The 4,506-nt window shown below is 67.8% G+C and carries 5 protein-coding genes; 3 read left to right on the plus strand and 2 right to left on the minus strand.

Annotation, left to right across the window (positions count from 1 at the left end):
* Both ENN83_RS05810 and ENN83_RS05815 read right to left on the minus strand, forming a co-directional pair.
* Positions 1-884: polysaccharide biosynthesis/export family protein (locus ENN83_RS05810; RefSeq protein WP_287185132.1), on the minus strand; the 884-nt coding region annotated here is incomplete at its 3' end.
* Positions 885-1,019: 135 nt separating this feature from the next.
* Positions 1,020-2,312, minus strand: a complete 1,293-nt coding sequence (locus tag ENN83_RS05815) for a capsule biosynthesis protein (protein ID WP_287185125.1) — start codon at positions 2,310-2,312, stop codon at positions 1,020-1,022.
* Positions 2,313-2,436: 124 nt separating this feature from the next.
* Here ENN83_RS05815 and ENN83_RS05820 point away from each other — a divergent pair, with 124 nt between their 5' ends.
* From ENN83_RS05820 to ENN83_RS05830, 3 genes are all read left to right on the plus strand, one after another.
* Complete coding sequence (locus tag ENN83_RS05820) at positions 2,437-3,039, plus strand: riboflavin synthase (RefSeq protein WP_287185126.1); 603 nt, start codon at positions 2,437-2,439, stop codon at positions 3,037-3,039.
* 73 nt (positions 3,040-3,112) lie between these two features.
* The gene (gene ribB, locus ENN83_RS05825) at positions 3,113-4,231 is read left to right on the plus strand and encodes a 3,4-dihydroxy-2-butanone-4-phosphate synthase (protein ID WP_287185128.1); all 1,119 of its coding nucleotides are present in this window, start codon (positions 3,113-3,115) and stop codon (positions 4,229-4,231) included.
* 3 nt (positions 4,232-4,234) lie between these two features.
* Positions 4,235-4,506 (plus strand): 6,7-dimethyl-8-ribityllumazine synthase (locus tag ENN83_RS05830; RefSeq protein WP_287185130.1); only part of this gene is annotated, 272 nt, incomplete at its 3' end.

Raw genomic sequence — 4,506 nt, forward strand, 5'->3', positions numbered from 1 at the left:
TCGTTGCGCATCACGAAGACGCCGGTGGGATCGGCCAGCCCGGTATTCAGCCCGCCCACCTGCGCGATCGCCTCGATCACCGACAGGTTCTGCGTCTCGAACGGAACCCGGCGCTGGGCACCCATCGCGCCGAGCGCGGTAAAGGCGCGGGTGTCGCGCTCCACGAGGATGCGGTCGCCGTTGCGCAGGGCGATGTCGATCTGGGGGTGGCTGTAGAGATCCTGGAACCACACATCGCCGCGCCGGCTGCCGCGCAGCACCGAGATGCGCGCCACCTCGGGCGGGATCGAGAGGCCGCCTGCGGTGGCCAGCATGCCGGACAGCGTGCGATTGGGGCGCTGGATCGGGTAGACGCCCTGGCTCGCAACGCCGCCCACGACCGATACGGTCGCCCCGTCGCCCGCCAGCCGACGCACGACGACCTGCGGATCGGGGGTCTGGGCGTCGAGCTTCTCGGTCACGATCTGGCGCAGTCGCTCGGGCGTGTTGCCCGCCGCGCGAATCCGCCCGGCATAGGGGATGAAGATGAACCCCGAATCATCCACTTGCACCTCGTTCAGCATCGCGGCATTGCTGCCCTGGCGCGCGAGTATGCCATCGTCCACATTCTCGTAGATCGTCAGGCCCAGCACATCGCCCGGCTGGATGATGTCGGCAGTGGCAATGCCTGCGCCGCTGAATTCGGGTGGAAAGCCGATCGCCGGGACTACCGACGTGGCCCGGGTGACCCTGTCATTGACCGCGACCACGAAGGAATCGCCCTGTTTCTGGACCGCACCGGCAAAGATCTCGCGCTTGTTGGGGCCGGAGCGCGGCAGGCCGCAGGCGCTCACGGTCGCCAAGAGGGCAAGAAAAGCCACGGCCCTCGCCCCTCGGGAATACATGATTCTCACTGCTCGGCGTCCTTGTTCTTGCTTGAAACTGCCTCAGGATCGTCTCGGACAGCATGGAACTGCCACGATTATTTTGGTTCAGCCTACAATGCCCGAGCTGTTCGTGCCAGTCCCGCGCGACCCTTGCTATCCGGCAAGGCGAAGGTGTTGCCCCTGCGCCGCGCCCCTGGCGGCGTGCGAGTCGTAGGGGTCGATGCTGGCCAGCATCATGTCGACCACAAGGCGCATCAGTTGGTCGCGACCCCTGCGCGAATAAAATCCCCCCGGCACCTGACTGGTTTCCAGCAGGAAGCGGCGGAACAGCCGATAGGCGGCGGGGTCCGGTGGGCGGGGATCGGCAAAGAACTCGGCCAACGGCTGGTCCGAGACCAGTTCCGGCTTGTCATAGACCGCCCGGCCAAAGGCGCGCAGCGGCAGGCCTCGCCACAGCGCCTGTTGCGCGGCGGTGGAATTGACGGTGACAGCACTGGTCGCCCCGTCGAGCAACAGCGCCAGCTTGCCGCCCGGCACGAAATGCACCCGCCCGGCCAGCCCCTGCGCGCGGGCCAGAGCCCGGATCGTGCGGGGCAGGGGGCTGCGCCCGTCCTCCAGCGGGTGGGCCTTGAACACCAGATGATGATGGGAGGGCGCGCCACGGGCAAAACCGTCTATGCAGAGCGCCAGGAAATCCTCGATCCGGGCGAATGGCCCATGATGGCGGAAATTCGCGTCATGGGCCAGTTGCAGCAGCACCATATGATAGGGAAACCCGCCGCCCCGGATCGTGCGTGTGGCGGCAAACCGGGCCGCGGCATGGATGGGCAGAAGCGCCAGCCGGCGCAGGTAAAGCGCGAATTCGGCCCGCACCGGCAGGCCGCGATGGGGGCTGTAATGGCGATAGAGGCGCGAGGGCAGCATGACCAGCCCGTGATACAGCGCACCGTGGAAGATATGCGCGCGCAGGTCGCCCCAATGGGCGGGGGCCTCGGCGGCGGGGGGCGCGTCGCCCGGCAAACGTGCCGCGATGTCGGGGATCGCCAGATCCATCAGCCGCGAATGGCCGTTCGCGCCGTCGCGCTCATAGGTGACCCAATAGGGCCGCAGATAGCCTTCTTCGAAGATATGGATGCGCAGCCCCCTGGCGCGGGCTGCGGCGATGGCGGCGGCGTGGATGGGTCTTGTATCTCCGTAAAGCGCGATATCGGTGATCGCCAGCCGATCGAGCAACCCGGCGCAGACCATGGGCCAGTCGGCAGGCGTGCAGGTGACCGGCACATACCGCGCCCGGTCCGACCAGAAGGCGGAATCGCCCCGGTTGAAGCCCGCGCGCCAGACCGCGTGCCCGGCCGTGCGCAGGGCGCGGCCCAGCCGGTCGAAGAACGGCCCGTGCGGCCCCTGAAGAAGCAGAAAGCGCCGGATGCTGCCCGAATGCGTCGTCATGCCCGTAATAGGGCCATTTTTCGGGCGGTTGCGAAAGCGTCAATCGGCTTGGCGGGCGCGGCGCTTGCCCTGTCCGTGGCCAGACGCTAGGTCGGGCGCAGAACCGCAGAAGGAGCCAAGTGCCATGTTCACCGGCATCATCACCGATATCGGCACCGTCCGCGTGCTGGAAAAGCGCGGCGACCTGACCGCGCGGATCGGCTGCGGTTACGCGCCCGAGACCATCGAGATCGGCGCCTCGATCGCCTGCGACGGGGTCTGCCTGACGGTGACCGATCGGGGCCGGGACGAGAGGGGCGGCTGGTTCGCGGTCTCGATCTCGGCCGAGACGCTGTCCAAGACCAATCTGGATGGCTGGGCCGAGGGCAGCCGGATGAATCTGGAGCGCGCGCTGCGGGTGGGCGACGAGCTGGGCGGGCATATCGTGTCGGGCCATGTCGACGGGCTGGCCGAGATCGTCGCGATGGTGGACGAGGGCGACAGCACGCGCATCACGTTTCGTGCGCCCGATGTGCTGGCGAAGTTCATCGCGCCGAAGGGCTCGGTCGCGCTGAACGGCACCTCGCTGACCGTGAACGAGGTCGAGGGCGCCAGCTTCGGCGTCAATTTCATCCCCCATACCAAGCGGGCCACGACCTGGGGGCTGGCGCGGGTGGGCGACCGGGTGAATCTCGAGATCGACACGCTGGCGCGCTATGTCGCCCGGCTGGCCGAGGCCGCGGGATAACCGGGTCCGCGCCCTCTGGCGCTCTGTCGTGTGATGGTCTATCTGCCTCGCGACAGCCAAAGACGGGCAGACCATGACCACCGACCCCTCCGCATCCGATCAGGGAAACTTCCGCGACGCCATCTCCTCGACCGAGGAGATCCTTGAGGATGCGCGCAACGGGCGGATGTTCATCCTTGTCGATCACGAGGACCGCGAGAACGAGGGCGATCTGGTCATCCCCGCCCAGATGGCCACGCCCGAGGCGATCAATTTCATGGCCACCCATGGCCGCGGGCTGATCTGCCTGGCGCTGACCGGCGAGCGGGTGGACGCGCTGGGCCTGCCACTGATGGCCTCGCAGAATTCCAGCCGCCACGAAACCGCCTTTACCGTCTCGATCGAGGCGCGCGAGGGTGTGACCACCGGCATTTCCGCCCATGACCGCGCCCGCACCGTGGCCGTGGCCATCGACGCGGGCAAAACGGCGGCCGATATCGCCACGCCCGGCCATATCTTCCCGCTGCGCGCGCGCGATGGCGGCGTTCTGGTGCGTGCGGGCCATACCGAGGCGGCGGTCGATGTCGCGCGGCTGGCGGGGCTGAACCCCTCGGGCGTGATCTGCGAGATCATGAACGAGGACGGCTCGATGGCGCGGCTGCCCGACCTTGTGGCCTTTGCCCAGCGGCACGGGCTCAGGATCGGCACGATTTCCGACCTGATCGCCTATCGCCGCCGCCACGACAACCTGGTGAACGAGACGGCGGCGCGGCCTGTTACCTCGGCATTTGGCGGCGACTGGCTGATGCGCATCTTTGCAGATATCACGCAGGGCGCCGAACATGTGGTGCTGACCAAAGGGGACATCGCCGCGCCCGGCCCGGTGCTGGTGCGGATGCACGCGCTTGACCCGTTGCAGGACGTGCTTGGCCTTGGCCCGCACCCGGCCGGGGAACTGTCCCGCGCGATGGAGATCATGGCCGCCGAGGGGCGCGGCGTGGTTGTCCTGTTGCGCGATACCACGATGAAGCTGGGCGGCGGAAGCGCGTCCCCCCAGACGCTGCGCCAATACGGGCTGGGTGCGCAGATCCTCGCCGCGCTGGGCCTGCACGAGCTGACGCTGCTGACGAATTCGCCCCTGCCGCGGGTCGTCGGGCTTGAGGGCTACGGGCTGTCCATTGCGGGCACCCGCAAGATCGAGATGGAGGGCTGAGACATGGCCGACCAAGACCCACACCATATCCTGCCGCTGCCCGTCTTTGACCGGCCGGTGAAGCTGCTGGTCGCGGTCGCACCGTTCTATCGTGACATTGCCGAGATGCTGATCGCGGGCGCGCGGGCGAAACTGGACGCCGCGGGCGCCACCCATGACCTGATAGAGGTTCCCGGCGCGCTCGAGCTGCCGCCCGCCATCGCGCTGGCACATCGGTTGTCGAATTTCGACGGCTATGTGGCGCTGGGCTGCGTGATCCGCGGAGCGACCAGCCA

It is taken from the genome of Rhodovulum sp., from assembly GCF_011048875.1.
Lineage (GTDB): Bacteria > Pseudomonadota > Alphaproteobacteria > Rhodobacterales > Rhodobacteraceae > Rhodovulum > Rhodovulum tesquicola.